At 62.1% G+C, this 14,170-nt stretch carries 17 protein-coding genes; 9 read left to right on the forward strand and 8 right to left on the reverse strand.

Annotation, left to right across the window (positions count from 1 at the left end):
• Positions 1-239: 239 nt before the first annotated feature.
• Entirely contained in the window at positions 240-806 is a 567-nt protein-coding gene (locus tag EIY71_RS28135) for a chorismate mutase (protein ID WP_085746016.1), read from the reverse strand.
• Positions 807-953: 147 nt separating this feature from the next.
• Here EIY71_RS28135 and EIY71_RS28140 point away from each other — a divergent pair, with 147 nt between their 5' ends.
• Entirely contained in the window at positions 954-2,309 is a 1,356-nt protein-coding gene (locus tag EIY71_RS28140) for an MATE family efflux transporter (RefSeq protein ID WP_085746017.1), read from the forward strand.
• Between the two features lie 91 nt (positions 2,310-2,400).
• The gene (locus EIY71_RS28145; RefSeq protein ID WP_085746018.1) at positions 2,401-2,958 is read left to right on the forward strand and encodes a YceI family protein; all 558 of its coding nucleotides are present in this window, start codon (positions 2,401-2,403) and stop codon (positions 2,956-2,958) included.
• A 6-nt stretch (positions 2,959-2,964) separates the two neighbouring features.
• Here the strand turns inward: EIY71_RS28145 and EIY71_RS28150 are convergent, their stop codons facing one another.
• Positions 2,965-3,192: a YXWGXW repeat-containing protein gene (locus tag EIY71_RS28150; protein ID WP_085746019.1), complete on the reverse strand. Its 228-nt coding sequence runs from the start codon at positions 3,190-3,192 to the stop codon at positions 2,965-2,967.
• A gap of 183 nt (positions 3,193-3,375) precedes the next feature.
• Here EIY71_RS28150 and EIY71_RS28155 point away from each other — a divergent pair, with 183 nt between their 5' ends.
• Positions 3,376-4,062 (forward strand): GNAT family N-acetyltransferase, encoded by a 687-nt coding sequence (locus tag EIY71_RS28155; protein ID WP_085746020.1) that lies wholly within the window; start codon positions 3,376-3,378, stop codon positions 4,060-4,062.
• Positions 4,063-4,133: 71 nt separating this feature from the next.
• On the opposite strand, the gene EIY71_RS28160 is transcribed toward EIY71_RS28155, so the two are convergent.
• Entirely contained in the window at positions 4,134-4,574 is a 441-nt protein-coding gene (locus EIY71_RS28160; protein WP_134023958.1) for a hotdog fold domain-containing protein, read from the reverse strand.
• Between the two features lie 156 nt (positions 4,575-4,730).
• On the opposite strand from EIY71_RS28160, the gene EIY71_RS28165 reads away from it, so the two are divergent.
• On the forward strand, positions 4,731-5,357 hold the full coding sequence (locus EIY71_RS28165; protein ID WP_134023960.1) for a TetR/AcrR family transcriptional regulator: 627 nt from the start codon (positions 4,731-4,733) through the stop codon (positions 5,355-5,357).
• A gap of 193 nt (positions 5,358-5,550) precedes the next feature.
• Here the strand turns inward: EIY71_RS28165 and EIY71_RS28170 are convergent, their stop codons facing one another.
• Positions 5,551-6,183, reverse strand: a complete 633-nt coding sequence (locus EIY71_RS28170) for a TetR/AcrR family transcriptional regulator (RefSeq protein ID WP_085746023.1) — start codon at positions 6,181-6,183, stop codon at positions 5,551-5,553.
• 114 nt (positions 6,184-6,297) lie between these two features.
• On the opposite strand from EIY71_RS28170, the gene EIY71_RS28175 reads away from it, so the two are divergent.
• On the forward strand, positions 6,298-6,882 hold the full coding sequence (locus EIY71_RS28175; RefSeq protein WP_102687805.1) for an NAD(P)H-dependent oxidoreductase: 585 nt from the start codon (positions 6,298-6,300) through the stop codon (positions 6,880-6,882).
• 3 nt (positions 6,883-6,885) lie between these two features.
• Here EIY71_RS28175 and EIY71_RS28180 read toward each other — a convergent pair whose 3' ends face one another.
• Positions 6,886-8,004: a P1 family peptidase gene (locus EIY71_RS28180; RefSeq protein ID WP_134023962.1), complete on the reverse strand. Its 1,119-nt coding sequence runs from the start codon at positions 8,002-8,004 to the stop codon at positions 6,886-6,888.
• Positions 8,005-8,042: 38 nt separating this feature from the next.
• Complete coding sequence (locus EIY71_RS28185) at positions 8,043-9,146, reverse strand: polyamine ABC transporter substrate-binding protein (protein ID WP_134023964.1); 1,104 nt, start codon at positions 9,144-9,146, stop codon at positions 8,043-8,045.
• Positions 9,147-9,258: 112 nt separating this feature from the next.
• Between EIY71_RS28185 and EIY71_RS28190 the strand changes: the two genes are divergently transcribed.
• Complete coding sequence (locus EIY71_RS28190; protein ID WP_129974117.1) at positions 9,259-10,032, forward strand: helix-turn-helix transcriptional regulator; 774 nt, start codon at positions 9,259-9,261, stop codon at positions 10,030-10,032.
• A gap of 5 nt (positions 10,033-10,037) precedes the next feature.
• On the opposite strand, the gene EIY71_RS28195 is transcribed toward EIY71_RS28190, so the two are convergent.
• On the reverse strand, positions 10,038-10,979 hold the full coding sequence (locus EIY71_RS28195; protein ID WP_129974118.1) for a class I SAM-dependent methyltransferase: 942 nt from the start codon (positions 10,977-10,979) through the stop codon (positions 10,038-10,040).
• 188 nt (positions 10,980-11,167) lie between these two features.
• Here EIY71_RS28195 and EIY71_RS28200 point away from each other — a divergent pair, with 188 nt between their 5' ends.
• Both EIY71_RS28200 and EIY71_RS28205 read left to right on the forward strand, forming a co-directional pair.
• Positions 11,168-11,581: a response regulator gene (locus EIY71_RS28200; RefSeq protein WP_085746029.1), complete on the forward strand. Its 414-nt coding sequence runs from the start codon at positions 11,168-11,170 to the stop codon at positions 11,579-11,581.
• 63 nt (positions 11,582-11,644) lie between these two features.
• Entirely contained in the window at positions 11,645-12,313 is a 669-nt protein-coding gene (locus EIY71_RS28205; RefSeq protein ID WP_134023966.1) for an HAD family hydrolase, read from the forward strand.
• On the opposite strand, the gene EIY71_RS28210 is transcribed toward EIY71_RS28205, so the two are convergent.
• Positions 12,307-12,966, reverse strand: a complete 660-nt coding sequence (locus EIY71_RS28210) for an isoprenylcysteine carboxylmethyltransferase family protein (protein WP_085654273.1) — start codon at positions 12,964-12,966, stop codon at positions 12,307-12,309. The genes EIY71_RS28205 and EIY71_RS28210 overlap by 7 nt on opposite strands.
• 132 nt (positions 12,967-13,098) lie before the next feature.
• Between EIY71_RS28210 and EIY71_RS28215 the strand changes: the two genes are divergently transcribed.
• Positions 13,099-14,016: a pyridoxal-phosphate dependent enzyme gene (locus tag EIY71_RS28215; RefSeq protein WP_134023968.1), complete on the forward strand. Its 918-nt coding sequence runs from the start codon at positions 13,099-13,101 to the stop codon at positions 14,014-14,016.
• Positions 14,017-14,170: the final 154 nt, after the last annotated feature.

A 14,170-nucleotide genomic window follows, 5' to 3' on the forward strand; every position in this document is an offset into this window, starting at 1 on the left:
TTCAATCAACCGATCCGAACCGCCTTCGGCGATCATGGTGTGGGCGGGTTTGGCTGCAAAAGCGTTGACTGCAAGAACCGAGAAAGCGATGCCGAGAAGGATTTGGCGTTTCATGATCGTGTGCTCCGGGGTGTTGTTTGTTTGGTATGGAGCCGATGTTACGCCGCGGATTTTTTTAGAGAACTTCATTGAGTCGATGGTGACTATCGACGCCAGCAATGAATGCCAGGACCCTTGTTCTAGGGCACCAGCGGCCGAATGCACAGCTCTCCGGTGGCGCGGGTCAGGGCCAGATCATGCAGCGCATCACGGGTCAGGCCGGTACGCGCCTTGGCCAGCCACGCCGGGCAGTTCGGATCGTGACGGTAGGGTGTGAAGTCGGCGTATTGCTGCAGCAGACGGGTTTGCAACTCGTCCAGACGCGGGCGAATCTGCTTGCCCAGATCCGGTCGCGGCGTGTCCGGCGCGGCACCGGCCGCTTGCCATTGTGCGAGCAAACCGTACTGCACCAGTTTGTTGGCCTCCATCTGCGCGGCAATCAATTGCGCGACGTCTTCCGGATCGAGCTTGCGTTCGGCAGCCAGCTTGCGGGCGTTGTCGATCACCTGCGCCTCACGGGGACTGTCCTGGATCGGCTTGCCGCTGTCCCATTTGGTCAGGGCGACGAGGTCGCCGATGTTCAGGCGTTCGTTCAGGGTGTTCACCAATCCTTGCACCACTTCGGGCGAGCGCGCGGGGCCGGCGTGGACGCTCGTCGCCAGAGCGGTCAATAAGGTGCAACTCAGCAGAAACGGGGAACGGCGCATGGGAGGGATTCACTTCCTGTCGTGATGGAGAGGCTTTGCAGATTGGTCGGGGTGCAGATTACGAAGTTTTAATGCAAACGGGTACGACCTGAACCGCATTGCATACCTTAGACTCTGTCATCAGCTCCCACCCGAGACGGACCCTCAATGCAAACCCCCGCTCAATCCCCCCTCTGGAAAACCTACCTGCTGTTCCTGGCCCCGATGGTGCTGTCGAACTTCCTGCAATCGATGTCGGGCACGGTCAACAGCATCTACATCGGCCAGATGCTCGGCACGCAGGCGCTGGCGGCGGTGTCCGGGATGTTTCCGATCATCTTTTTCTTCATTGCGCTGGTCATCGGTCTGGGCGCCGGGGCAGGGGTGCTGATCGGTCAGGCGTGGGGGGCGCGTGAGTCGCATATGGTCAAGGCGATTGCCGGTGCGACGTTGTTGCTGGGGGTGTTGATCGGGCTGGTGGCGGCGGTGCTGGGCAGTGTGTTTGCGCGTGAGGCATTGCAGGGTTTGGGCACGCCGGCGGATGTGCTGGATGATGCGGTGGCCTATGCCCGGGTGATGATGTGGACCTTGCCGGTTGTGCTGGTGTACGTGTTGTTCACCCAGTTGTTGCGCGGGGTGAGTGACACGCTGTCGCCGATGCTGGCGCTGTTGCTGTCGACCGTGGTCGGGCTCGCGCTGACCCCGGCGTTCATTCGCGGCTGGTTCGGCTTGCCGCAACTGGGGATTCAAAGCGCGGCGTTCGCCGGTCTGGCCGGTACGCTGGCGGCGATGGCGTGGCTGTCATGGAGCCTGATCCGCAAGGGCCATCCGCTGGCGCCGGATCGCGAGTTCTTCGCGGCGCTGCGACTGGACGGCGCGATTCTCGGCAAGGTGTTGCGCATCGGTCTGCCGACCGGGGTGCAGATGATCGTGCTGTCGCTGTCGGAGCTGGTGATTCTGGCGCTGGTCAACCAGCACGGCTCGCAGGCGACGGCGGCCTATGGCGCGGTGACGCAGATCGTCAACTACGTGCAGTTTCCGGCGCTGTCGATTGCGATCACCGCGTCGATCCTCGGCGCTCAGGCGATCGGTGCCGGACGGCTGGAGCGGATGGGGCCGATCCTGCGCACCGGGTTGTGGATCAATGTGTGCCTGACGGGTGGTTTGATCCTGGCGGGTTACCTGTTGTCGCACTGGTTGCTCGGGCTGTTCCTGACCGAAGACTCGACCCGGGAGATGGCCGAGCATCTGTTGCACATCATGTTGTGGAGCCTGTTGATCTTCGGTTTCCAGGCGATCATCGGCGGCATCATGCGCGCCAGCGGTACGGTGCTGGTGCCGGTGGGCGTGGCGATCATCTGTGTGCTCGGCGTGCAGTTGCCGGCGGCCTACTGGCTGGACGGGCAGTTCGGTTTGCAGGGCGTGTGGATGGCGTTCCCGATCGCGTATCTGGGGATGCTGGTGTTGCAGACGCTGTATTACACACGGGTCTGGAAGCATCAGAAGATCGAGCGGCTGGTGTGACGAAGCGTTTAGGGTCGACATTGGCGGGGCTGGCGCAAGTGACGGATGTTTGCTTAAGTCATTCGAGCCCCATCGGGCACCGGAGCATTGCATGTCGATTCGATTGTTGTTGGCGGCCGCGTCTTGCCTGACCTTCATCCCTGCTGCGAATGCGGTGGAGTACACCCGGGTCAACACCACCGCCAGCCAGATCAGTTTCACTTACAGCCAGATGGGCTCGCAGATGTACGGCACCTTCGGCAAGTTCGACGCGATGCTGGATTTCGACAGCGACAACCTGGCCAGCGCCCGCACCACGCTGCACATCGACCTGACCAGCATCGACGCCGGCAGTGAAGATGCCAACACCGAGTTAGTGAAACCGGCGTGGTTCGACACCAATAAATTCCCGGTGGCGGTGTTCGAATCGACCCGCTTCAGCCCGGCCGGCGACAACCGTTATCTGGTCGACGGCCACCTCACCCTCAAAGGCATCACCCGTGAGGTGCAGGTGCCGGTGCAACTCAAACCCGACAGCAGCATCGGCATTTTCGACGGCGAACTGGTACTCAAGCGCGACGAGTTCGGCCTTGGCGCGGGGGAGTGGGCGGACACCGTGGTGTCCAAGGACATCGACATCAAGTTCAAGGTCGTTGCCCCCGCGCAGTGAAGGGCCTCAATACGCCCGCCAATGTCCCGGCATCCAGCGCCATTGGTTGCCGGCCCAGCGGTAATGCCCGGCGACCCAGTGATAACCCGGCGCAGGCATGACCGGAACCACTTCGACGATCGGTGGTGGCCGATGCGGGCGAACCGGTTCGACGACACAGCCCGACAGGGTGATCGCCACCAGCGCGGCAGCGAGCAAGCATTTCATTGTTTTCGCGCAACGCAGAACGTTCATGGCAGCTCCTCAAGGCGTGCGTCGGAAAATGAACGCAGCTGAAAAATTGGACGCCAAATCGGCGAAAGATCCGTTCTCGGGCAGATGAAATTTTTGTCAGGCTTGCACAGGGTATGATGTCGCGGTTCGCCGGTCGCTCAACCTACCCGGCAACTTGTGTTTTACCGCCGGAGTTCCCCCGCCATGCCCCGCATCACCCACTACAAATCCCCATGCCCCGAAGGCGTCAACAGTCAGATCCTGCAGATGGTGGTCGACAACCTGACCGACATCAGTGCCATCGGCCTCGGCCCGAGCAACCTGTTGTACAACGTCTATCAGTACGCGGTCGGCTACGAGGTGCATCTGTATCTGGAGGCGTTGAACGGCGAGAAGGGCACTGAGGTGGAACTGCTGGTGGCCACCGATGACGATGATCCGGAGCAGGTGATCGGCTTCCTGTTGTACCTGCCGGTGCAGGGTGATTGGGAGGCGTGCAACGTGGCCTATCTGGCAGTGCGCGAGGGGCATCGACGTCAGGGCGTAGCCCGTTCGCTGATCGCGGACATGGTGGCGCGTTACCCCCATGCCGAGCTGACCTGCAGCGTCGGCAAGGTGCCGTATTTCGAGGCGCTGGGCTTTGAAGTGCTGGGCCAACTGGAGACGCAGGTGCTGATGAGCACCCGGCACTATCGCAGCAACGGGCTGCGCGGTTTTATCGACACGACGCCGATCTACCGTTCGCTGGAAGTGCAGCAGATCCACACCTACTTGCTGCAAAAGCACGGCAAGCGGGCAATGCTCGATGCCGAGAAACAGCGCGACCGGCATCTGGATCAGGTCACTCGCCGCACCGAAGAATTTGTTCGTCAGCGTCTGACCGTTCACTGATCCCTTCCCTTTGAAACGACGAAAGCCCTTGTTGCGATCAGCGCAGCAAGGGCTTTTTTGTGCCGGTGATTTCAGGACAGTTTCACGTTCATGGTGATCCGCGCCGTGAACACTTTCTTGCCTTCGGCGTCGTGGACATCCACCGGCACGATCTTGTCGCCTTCGGTCTGCCAGTCCAGTCCTTCGCCGTTGGCCACGGCGGTCACGTCGGTCTTGGCCTTGGCCAGGTATTCGACGGTCATGCCTTTTGGAATCCAGCGCGCGCCGGCGGGAATCGACACGTCGGTCATCATCCCGGCCGCCAATTCGGCAGCGTTGCACAGGGCGATTGCGTGCACGGTACCGAGGTGGTTGGTGATCTCGCGGCGAAACGGCACTTGCACCTGCGCCGAACCTACCCGCAACTCGGTCACCAGCGGATTGATGGTGCTGAAGTACGGCGCGACCTGGCAGGCCATTTGGCTGAACGCCTGGGAACCGACGCTGTTGAACATGCTGAGAAACTGACTCATGGATGAAGCCTCGCAGTAAATGGATTTACAGAATCATGTTCCGTTACAGAATATTGTTCTGTAACGGAACGGTATTCTGTCCGCGGGAAATCTGTCAACCTGTGCGTGTTTCGATCATCGGCACGGATGTGCCCTTTACCCGGATTTTCAAGGCTCATGGACACCGCAGATCTACTCGAACGCAGCTACCCCGGCCGCCGCGCCGAACTCAAGCGCGACATCTTTCGCAAGGCCCTGCGCCTCTTCAACGAGCAGGGCATCGAGGCCACTACCATCGAAATGATCCGTGCCGAGTGCGACACCAGTGTCGGGGCGATCTACCACCATTTCGGCAACAAGGAAGGGCTGGTGGCCGCGCTGTTCTTCACCGCGCTGGAGGATCAGGCGCGCCTGCGCGACGCCTATCTGGCTGACGCGACGACCACCGAAGAGGGCGTGCAGGCGTTGGTCTACAGCTATGTGGATTGGGTCGAGAACCAACCGGAATGGGCGCGGTTCCAGTATCACGCGCGTTATGCCGTGACCCGGGGGCCGCACAAGGATGAACTGGCCGAGCGCAACAAGACCCGCAACCTTGGCCTGCGTAACTGGCTGGCCGAGTCGGGGCGTGCGGCTGAACTCAATGAATGCCCCGCCGAACTGCTGCCGTCACTGATCGTCGGGCAGGCCGACAGCTATTGCCGCGCGTGGTTGTCCGGGCGAGTGCAGGGCAGTCCGAAGGCTTATCGCGAATTGCTGGCCCAGGCCACGTGGCGTTCGATCCGCCGCGAACCCGAACGCTGATTTTCAGAGACAAAAAAAGAGCCTCAAGACTCTTTGATGGGGAGGAAGTAGAGCCCGCGAGGCTCAAGATGCGCATGAAGCCAGGTGCGGGCTTGATTGGGGTTCAGAGCACCCGCACCTACGCAACGGCTTGGCGGACCAAGCGACTGCGTAGTTCCATCGTAGGAAGGTGGGCTGATGCGCTCAAGTACCGTCAGTCACCTGCCTGGGTAGCGCGTGCGGCGGCTCTTTCGACCATCGCAATGATGGTTGCCAACAGCTCGTCACGGGCCTGTTCGGCGCTGATTTCGCTGGTGGCCGCCGCTTGTGACAAGGCTTCGGCGGCGCCGAGCATGGCACGTAATCCTGCCTGACCGATCTCTGCGCCGTCAGCGAAAGGCGAGAGCACGCTGCGGCACTTCTCCAGAAAGATCGCCTCGTATTCGCGCTTGATCCTCTCCAAATCCGGCGTGCTCGCCAAGGCGGCAATCACTCCCGGAATCTCGTTGCCCTGGGTCAGCACGCAATCGACATACGCCGTGGCAATCACCGTCGCAGTGCCGCTCAAGGTCGCTTCGGCATTGGCCAGTGCTGCGTCCATCACCGCCGTCTGGCGTCGGTCGAAATCCTGATACAGCGCTGCGAGCAGACCGGCGCGGGTGGTGAAATGGTCGTAGACCACCGGTTTGGTCACGCCGGCCTTTTCCGCCAGATAGCCGAGGGTCAGGGCATCGGTGCCTTCTTCGCGAATCAGTTGCCAAGCCATGTCGAGCAACTGGCGCTGGCGGTCTTCCCGTGACAGGCGTCGACGGGGTTGTGCGGGTTCTGGGATTTCAGTGGTTGACATCGCTTATATACCAAACGTAACTTACTGAAGATAACTTACTAGTAGTAGATTACCAATCGTAGCTTTTCGCAAGGGTAAGCCCTTGGTCAGCAATCACCAACCGGAGATTTCCCCATGCACGCATTGATTGTTGTCGATCACGATGATCCACGTTCGCTGACCCACGCGTTGGCGCAGCAGATTGCCAAAGGCCTGTCGGAAAGCGATCCCTCCAACACCTTCGAAATCGCCGACCTGCACGCCGAAGAATTTGATCCGCGCTTTGGCGTGGCCGACTGGGCGGTGCATCACCGCGAATCCGCGCCACCGCAAGACGTACTGGACGAGCAGGCGCGCATCGACCGAGCCGATGCGCTGGTGCTGGTTTATCCGGTGTTCTGGTGGTCGATGCCGGCGCTGCTCAAGGGCTGGATCGACCGGGTGTTCAGCAATGGCTGGGCGTACGATTTCGACGGCGACAAGACGCTGAAAAAACTTGGACGATTGCGCGTACACCTGGTCGGACTCGGCGGAGCGGATGTGCGCACTTACGAGCGCCACGGCTACGGCGCGGCGATGAAGACGCAGATCGATCACGGGATTTTCGATTACTGCGGGGCGACGGTGGCGGGCTCGGCATTGTTGCTGGAGTCCGAGTCGAGCGATCCGGCGATGCAGTTGCAGGCGGCGCGCGAACTCGGACTTGGGTTGTTCCGCTGAATGTCAGCGAGCGCCCGGCCAGCCGGCTTTTTCGAGAGCTGCGAGCAGGGTCCCGGCATCCAGCCCCGGCACCGAATGCCCGTTGCCTTCGGTGCTGTCGCTGGCCAGCAGGGCGTTGATGATCGCCTCTTCAACCGCCTCGGTCGCCGCCAGGAACAACTCGCTGATGTGATCGTTGTTCACCATCTGCAAGCCGTCGCAAGTCGACGCGCCTTTGCCTTCGTAAGCGGCGGGCGGGATATGACCGTTGCCGGTGGCGAAGGCGATGAAGATGTCGCCGCTATGATCCTCATTGCCACCGCCAGTACGCGCCAGACCGAGGCTCGCCCGTTGCGCCAGTCGCGTGCATTGATGCGGTAACAGCGGTGCATCGGTGGCGAGGGCCACTACGATCGAGCCCATGCCCGGATGTGGCAACGAAGCGCGCAGGAACGGCGAATCCACCTGTTCCATATATCGCCCGACCGGGTAGCCATCGACCCGCAATTCGCTGCGAATCCCGTGGTTGGCCTGGACGATGGCACCCACTGTCCAGCCACCCTGAGCCTTGCTCAAGCGGCGTGATGCGGTGCCGATCCCGCCCTTGAATTCATGACAGATCATGCCGCTGCCACCGCCCACCGCGCCTTCCTGCACCGGGCCGTCAACGGCATTGCTCATCGCTTCGGCCACATGCTTGGGCTTCACATGAAAGCCGTTGATGTCGTTGAGCAAGCCATCGAAGGTTTCCAGCACCACCGGCATGTTCCAGTAGAGCCGACCGTCGTCCGGTTGCTGCGCGCGATCCAGTTCGATCAAGGCATCGCGCACCACGCCGAGGCTGTGAGTGTTGGTGAAGGCGATCGGACTGGTCAGCAGGCCGGCTTCGCGAATCCACTCCAGTCCTGTGGCGTCACCGTTGCCGTTGAGTACGTGGACGCCGGCGAAACACGGTTGTGCGTTGGTCGAACCGGCGCGTGGTTCGATCAGGGTAACGCCACTGCAAATGTCACGACCGCTGGCGCTGCGGCCGCGCACGTTGCTGTGGCCGACCCGTACGCCGGGTACGTCGGTGATGGCGTTGAGCGGGCCGGGTTGCATTTGACCGATGCGGATATGGAGATCGCGGGCACGTGGTTTCATTGATGTTCTCTCTGTTGAAGGCAGTGATTCGAGGGCTTTTATTGACCGTTCTTGACCTTGCTCCACACCCGCGTACGCACCCGTTCGGTGGCTTTGGGCAAGGGTTCGAGGGTGTACAACGTGGCCATCGCCGTGGCTGACGGGTACACCGCAGGATTGTCGCGGGTGGCCTGGGCAACCAGCGCCGTGGCGGCGCGATTGCCGTTGGGGTAGGACAGGTGATCGCTGACCGGCGCAATCACATCGGGCCGCAGCAGGTAGTCGATGAACGCGAGACCCTGAGCCGGATGCGGTGCGTCCTTGAGCAAGACCAGTGTGTCGAACCACACCGGCGCACCTTCCTTCGGCAGGCTGTACTGAATCTTCACGCCGTTGCCGGCCTGCTCGGCGGTGGTCCTGGCTTCGAGCATCGCGCCGGACCAGCCGACCGCCACGCAGATGTTGCCGTTGGACAGATCACTGATGAATTTCGAGGAGTTGAAGTAGGCAATGTGCGGGCGCAGTTTCAGCAGCAGCGCTTCGGCTTTCTGATAGTCCTCGGCGTTGGTGCTGTTCGGCGGCAGGCCGAGATAATGCAGCGCGACCGGGAGCATTTCCGACGGCGAATCGAGCATCGCCACACCGCATTCGCCGAGCTTGGCCAGGTTCTCTTCCTTGAACACCAGGTCCCACGAATCCACCGGGGCCTTGTCGCCCAGCACGGCGCGCACCTTGTCGACGTTGTAGCCGATGCCGTTGGTGCCCCACAGATAAGGTACGGCGTACTGGTTGCCGGGGTCGTTATTGGCCAGTTTGTTCAGCAGGTCGTTGTCGAGGTTCTTCCAGCCGGGCAGTTGGTCGCGGGGCAGCGGGGCGAGGGCGCCGGCCTTGATCAGGGTCGGCAGGCTGAAATTGCTCGCCACCACCACGTCGTAGCCGCTGCGGCTGGTCATCAGTTTGCCTTCCAGGACTTCGGCGCTGTCGAAGGTGTCGTAGACCGGTTCGATACCGCTGTCACGCTTGAAATCATGCAGGGTGTTCGGGCCGATGTAGTCGTACCAGTTATAGACATGCACGCTCGGCGCATCGGCTGCCTGCGCACTCAGCGCCGCGGACAAAATGCCCATCAGACCCAGGTTGATATACCCACGATGACCACGCATGATGCGGCACTCCTGGCCTGTTGGCAGGCCGGTGATGAACAGGAGTGGTCAGCCTATCGGGCGGGCCGCGCCGCACCCATTCCCATCATGGGTTACTCAAAAGGGGTAGAGCGTGGACGCGTTGCTGCAGGAATTGCCGGTGCACCAGAGCCTGGCGCGGGTGTTCGCCACGGTCGGTCAGGACGGTTTCTGGCGGGCGCTGGTCGATACGCTGCGGTTGCTGGTGCCGTTGGACAATGCGCTGGTGGCGGTGATGCAGACGGGGCGCCCGCCGCAATTGCTGATCGACTTCGACAGCCAGGGTCGCGCCGACGAGCAGGAAGAACTGGCCGGTTACTGTGCCGGCATGTACCTGCTCGATCCGTTCTATCAGGCCGCCTGCGCCGGGATCGCCGATGGTTTGCACAGCCTCGCGTCGGTTGCGCCGGACCAGTTTCTGCACAGCGAGTACTACCAGAGTTACTTCCGCTCGGTGGTCGGCGCAGATGAGCTGCAATTTCTGGTCAACCTCGACGACGGCGTGCTCGGATTGTCGATGGGCCGTTCGACGGCGTTCAGTTTGCAGGAGCAGGGGCGCCTGCTCTGCGTGCGGGATTGGGTGCTGTCAGCGATGCGTCGGCATGTGCAGTTGATGCCGCCGCAAGGTGCGGCGGTCGAGGCGCCGGTCGGCGATATTGCGGCGCTGCTCGACCGCTTCGACGCCCGTCTGACCGCGCGCGAGATCGATACGGCGCGTCTGATTCTCCAGGGCTTTTCCAGCAAGGCCATCGCCCAGCACATGAACATTTCGCCGGAGACCGTGAAGGTGCACCGGCGCAATCTCTATCACAAGCTCAACGTCACCGGGCATGGCGAGTTGTTTGCGCTGGTGTTGCGGCCGCGCTGAGCGGGTCAGCCGATCTGCTTGAACAGCAGCGCCTTCAGACCGCTTTCCGGGTCGATATCCGGAAACTCCGGCGGATTTTCCAGCCGCTGCTCGAAGCGCAGGCTCGGCGCTTCCTGGGTCACGCCGTCGATCAGGAAGTCGGAGCCGAACGAAGGGTCGTTCATGCACGCCAGCACGCTGCCTTGGGCAGTCAGCAATTCCGGCAGACGACGCAGCACGCGCTGGTAATCCTTGGTCAGCAGAAAACTGCCTTTCTGAAACGACGGCGGGTCGATGATCACCAGATCATAAGGGCCGCTGTTGATCACCTTGCCCCAGGACTTGAACAGGTCGTGGCCGAGGAAACTCACCTTGCTCAGGTCATGCCCGTTCAGCCGGTGATTGTCGCGGCCCCGGCTCAGCGCGGCGCGGGACATGTCGAGGTTGACCACATGGCTGGCGCCGCCCTCGATGGCCGCCACCGAAAAGCCGCAGGTGTAGGCGAACAGGTTCAGTACCCGTTTGCCCGCCGCCTGTTCGCGCACCCAGTTGCGGCCGTAGCGCATGTCGAGGAACAGCCCGGTGTTCTGCTTGCGGCCCAGATCCACCCGATATTTCAGCCCGCCCTCGACGATGGTCATTTCGTCGATCTCTTCACCCAATACCCATTCGGCGGTGCTCTGCGGCAGGTAACGGTGCTGGATCAACAAAGTGTGGGCGCCGGACTGCTGCCATGGCTCCGAACCGGTGATTTCCAGCAGCAGGCGCTTGAGGTCGTCCAGCTGCGAAGCCTCGGGCTCCTTGAACAGCGACACCAGCACGACGCCTTGCAGCCAGTCCACGGTGACTTGCTCCAGCCCCAGCCAGCAACGCCCGCGCCCATGGAACAGGCGCCGGGTTTCGGCGGGTGCCGACGTCAGCGCGGTGAGCAGGTGGGCGTGGAGAACGGCGAGGGCTTGAGGGTTCATCAATCAGGATCGGCCAGCAAAAGGGCGCGCATTTTAACCGCAATTACGCGGCGGCGACTGCCCGTTGACCCAGTGTTATCGAAAAGACCTGTATCAAAAATGAATTTCTGTAGAAGGTGCTGCTCATACCTGATAAGCAGCGGATTCAAGCCGCTAAATCGTTCATGCAATTCAGGGAGTGCCAGTTCATGTGTCCAATTTCGACGTCGAGCGCGCACCTTCCTGGCGGATTGATTCTGGTAGTCGAGGACGATCCGTTGATTCTGGAGTTTCTGTGCGAAATTCTTCAGGAGGAAGGTTTCAAGGTCGAACCGCAGACCAGTGCCGATGCGGCTTCGCAATACCTGGAAGAGCACGCGCCGGAAGTCGCGCTGCTGCTCACCGACATCACCATGCCCGGCACCCTCAACGGGGCGGACCTGGCCAATCTGGTCGGCGAGCGCTGGCCGGACAAACCGGTGATGGTCATGTCCGGTTATGAAACGCCGGAAACCTCGGGCGTGAAGCATCCGGTGGCGTTCATCAAGAAGCCGTGGGCCATCGGCCAGTTGCTCGACTGTGTTGACGGTGCGTTCAAATCCAAGGCGCCGCGTCTGCACTGAAGCGTCCCGCAAGTGCTACATTGCCGGGCATCGTTGCCCGGCCCCTTGCGAGGAAGTGATCTTTTGTCTTCTCACGATGCTGTTTTCAACCGCGCGTTCGGCGCGTTCCTGTTCGACATGGACGGCACCGTCCTCAACTCCATCGCCGCCGCCGAGCGGATCTGGTCCGCCTGGGCCGTGCGCCACGGGGTGAACGTCGAAACGTTCCTGCCGACCATCCACGGCGTGCGCGCCATCGACACCATCACGCGTTTGAACCTGCCGGGCGTGGACGCCGAAGCGCAAGCGGCGTTCATCACCGAGGCGGAAATCGAAGACGTCGAAGGCATCGTCGAGATCCCCGGCGCGGCAGCGTTTCTCAAATCGTTGCCGGCGGATCGCTGGGCCATGGTGACCTCGGCGCCACGGGATCTGGCATTGCGGCGGATGGCGGCGGCGGGTATTCCGGAGCCTGCGGTGATGATCACCGCTGAAGACGTGACCGCCGGCAAACCGGATCCGGCCGGTTATCGACTGGCCGCCAAACGCTTGGGCCTGGAACCGGCGGACTGCCTGATTTTCGAAGACGCCACTGTCGGCATTCAGGCCGCTGAAGCCGCCGGTGCGCCGTTGATGATCATCACCACGACTCACCAGCATCCTCTGGAAACCGTACACGCGACCATCGCCAGTTACCGCGACATTGCGCTGAGCATCGACAGCGACGGCCAGTTGCGCCTGCAACGTCAATAAACTCCGGGCACCAAGCGCCAGCTGCGGGCGCAATAGGCGTCGTATTCGGCACCGAACTGCGTGCGCAGCAGGGCCTCTTCGGAGTGGATGCGGGCGATCAGCGGGATCAGCGTCAGCGCCGCGAGCAACAGGCCGACCACCGAGCGAAACGCCAGCGCCCAACCGATCGCATTGATCACCAGCCCCAGATAACTGGGGTTGCGCAGATGCCGGTAGATGCCTTCGGTGACCAACCGGTGCCCCGGCTGAATCGCCACCAGCCCGCTGAACCGATGGCCGAGCACAAACACCGGCCACAAGCGCAATCCACCCCCAACGATAAACAGCAACGCGCCCAGCCAACGGGTACCTTCGCGGCCGATGGTCCAGAAACCGATGCGGTCGCAGTAAGCCGGCAGAAAGGCACTGACCAGTCCGATCACGGCAAACGCCGGAATCACCCAGCGATTGGCCCGGTCCTCGCGTTCGCCGGTACTCAGGTTCACTTCCGTAAAGAGCGAAGCCACCACCATGGCCAGCGTGGCCAGTGCCACCACGACCAGAGCGCCGTGAGAAAAGAACACCGCCACGCCACCGATGCCCCACATCGCCAGGCCCAGATAGGCGAGGGTGGCGAGCACTGCGACCACGGTCATTTGCGCAGACATTTTCATAAGCACCTCACGGCTGTTCCGTTCAGTGTAGATCCCGGCACGATCCCCGGCGTTTAGCTGGTGGCAGGGGCGTGGACTAAACTTCAGGCAGAGACGTTCCGATCATCCGAGCCGCCGCTTCGGGAGTCCGCCATGCTGCACATCCGCACGCCGCTGATCCTCCATCCGACCCTGTCGACCGCTTCCCGGCGCATCTGGCTGAAGCTGGAAAACCTGCAACCGTGCGGCTCGTTCAAGCTGCGTGGCATGGGCTTGTTGTGCAGTCAGGCAGCGGCGCAGGGCAAGCCCAAGGTCGTGTGTCCGTCCGGCGGCAATGCCGGACTGGCCACGGCGGTGGCCGCCGTCAGCCTGGGCCTGCAAGCCTGCATCGTGGTGCCGCACACAACGCCCGAAGCGACCCGCGCGCGTATTCGCCGCACCGGCGCGGAGGTTATCGTCCACGGCAAAGTCTGGGACGAGGCCAACCAGCGAGCGCGGGAACTGGCCAGCGCGGCAGACACCGAATACGTGCCGGCCTTCGACCACCCGGTACTGTGGGAAGGGCACAGCACGATGGTCGACGAAATCCTCGACGACTGCCCGCAGGTCGATACTGTGGTCACGTCGGTCGGCGGCGGTGGTTTGCTGGCGGGAATTCTCACCGGGCTGCTGCGCCACGACCGCCGCGACTGCCGCATCGTCACCTGCGAAACCGCAGGCGCCGCCTCGTTCGCCGCCGCCGTCCAGGCTGGCCATCCGGTGCGTCTGAGCCGTATCGACAGCGTCGCCACCTCCCTCGGCGCCGCCCAGGTGGCGGCTTGGCCGGTAGAGCATATCGGCGAGTTCGATCATGAGTGTCTGGTGCTGTCAGATGACGACGCGATCATGGGCGTGGTGCGTTATGCCAGTGATCTGCGGCAGTTGGTGGAGCCGGCGTGCGGGGTTTCGCTGGCGGTGGCGTACCTCGACCATCCGGCGTTGGCGGGGGCGAATGATGTGGTGGTCATAGTTTGTGGCGGGGTGAGTATCAGTGCGCAGCTGGTGGCGGGGTGGGCGCGGTTGGGATCTTGAATGCTCATGGATTCCGTGTCGACCGCTGGCCCTCACTGTAGAGACCGGTACATCCTTTACACATTAGACCGGGGACATCGTTTACACCTTTTACAGGCTTGATACGCGGTTGGCACCGCGCTCAAGCCTGCCTAAACAGAAGTTGCAAAGGTAC

The organism is Pseudomonas sp. CH235 (assembly GCF_004368175.1).
Classification (GTDB): domain Bacteria; phylum Pseudomonadota; class Gammaproteobacteria; order Pseudomonadales; family Pseudomonadaceae; genus Aquipseudomonas; species Aquipseudomonas paraglycinae.